Origin of the sequence: Paraburkholderia sp. (genome assembly GCF_049581445.1) — a bacterium.
Classification (GTDB): domain Bacteria; phylum Pseudomonadota; class Gammaproteobacteria; order Burkholderiales; family Burkholderiaceae; genus Paraburkholderia.
Genome location: NZ_JBAURZ010000148.1, coordinates 1 through 1,522, shown reverse-complemented (window position 1 = coordinate 1,522; position 1,522 = coordinate 1). Strand labels below are relative to the sequence as shown.

Sequence of the window (1,522 nt, the reverse complement as noted above, 5' to 3'; positions counted from 1 at the left end):
GCGCAACGGTGCGCGCCGTCGACGACGTCTCGCTCGATCTCGCCAGCGGCGAGACGCTGGGCCTCGTCGGCGAATCGGGCAGCGGCAAGACCACGCTAGCCAAGCTGATGCTCGGTCTGCTCGCGCCCGACGCTGGCAGCATTCTCGAACTCGACGGTGCGCCGTTGCCGGCGCGCGTGACGAGCCGCAACGATCATCAGGTCAAGTCGCTGCAGATCGTGTTCCAGAACCCGGACTCGGCGCTCAACCGGTCGCATTCAGTCAAACGGCTGATTGGCCGCGCGCTGGCACGCCTCGCCGCGTTGCGCGGACCGGCGCAGGACGAACGGCTTGCCACACTCATCGCCGCCGTACGCTTGCCCGATCGTTATCTTGGGGTACGCACGCGGCAATTGTCGGGCGGTCTCAAGCAGCGCGTGGCGATTGCCCGCGCGTTTGCGGGCGAGCCGCGCGTAGTGGTCTGCGACGAGCCGACTTCGGCACTGGATGTCTCGGTACAGGCGTCGATCCTCAATCTGCTCGCCGACCTGCAACGCGAACGCGGTGTGAGCTACGTGTTTATCTCCCACGATCTACACGTGGTGCGTTATCTGGCCGACCGCATTGCCGTGCTCTACGTGGGGCGCCTGCTGGAAATCGGGCCTGCTGCAACGGTGTTCGACGGCCCACACCATCCGTATACCGAGGCACTGTTATCGTCGGCCCCGGCATTGGATGCGCGCAACGGCACGCAACGAATTCGCCTTTCGGGCGATCTGCCGAGCCCCGCCGCGCCGCCGTCCGGTTGCGTATTTCATACGCGCTGCCCCCGCAAGATCGGGGCTATTTGCGAAGAGCAGGAGCCGCCGTTTGAGGATGCCGGCGACGGCCACCGGATTCGCTGCCACATTCCCGTCGTTGAACTGCGCGCGCTGCAACGTCGTACGAGCGACGTTTAACATTCTTCGCATCTGGCGTTTCAGCTTCGAAACGTTTTCTGTCAATTCCGCTTCGTCCGCACCGCATGTGCCATGTCGATGCCCTACCGGACGGGACTTTGGGCGCAATGGCACGCTTATCGCTAAGATACAGGCGGTATCTGGCCCGCGACGTGCGATTCAACCGCGCGATGGAGGAATTGCTCACGCGAGCCGGAGCCACTACCGATCTGTGAAACGGTGACAGCGTTTCGCGCACCTCGCATGCATTGCTTGCCCCTGGAGAGCGGCGTGCGACGTGCAAAAGAAACTCGGGGAGCGATGAGGCCCGCACAACGACGGACCCGCCGCGAGAACGCAGCGTGAGAGACGTCGGCATCGAGGCGCCGGGGTTTCCTCGGGAGAGCAGTGATGAAAGCCAGAACATTAAATCAGTACTACTACGGGATGTCACGGGGTATCGCGGTGTTGATAGCCGGTGCGGGTTTGCTGACCGGGCATGCGGTACACGCAGCGACGACGGCCGATGTCGTCTCGCCGCTGGCCCTGAGCGCCGACGCGCCGTTGCCTGCCAGCGGCGCCCGAGCGGGCAGCCAGTTGATGAG

At 64.3% G+C, this 1,522-nt stretch carries 2 protein-coding genes; both read left to right on the top strand.

Going from position 1 to position 1,522, the window contains the following annotated elements:
• The coding region (locus WCA85_RS13850; RefSeq protein WP_424064729.1) for an oligopeptide/dipeptide ABC transporter ATP-binding protein at positions 1-938 on the top strand (938 nt) is incomplete at its 5' end.
• 390 nt (positions 939-1,328) lie between these two features.
• Positions 1,329-1,522: hypothetical protein (locus tag WCA85_RS13845; protein WP_424064727.1), on the top strand; the 194-nt coding region annotated here is incomplete at its 3' end.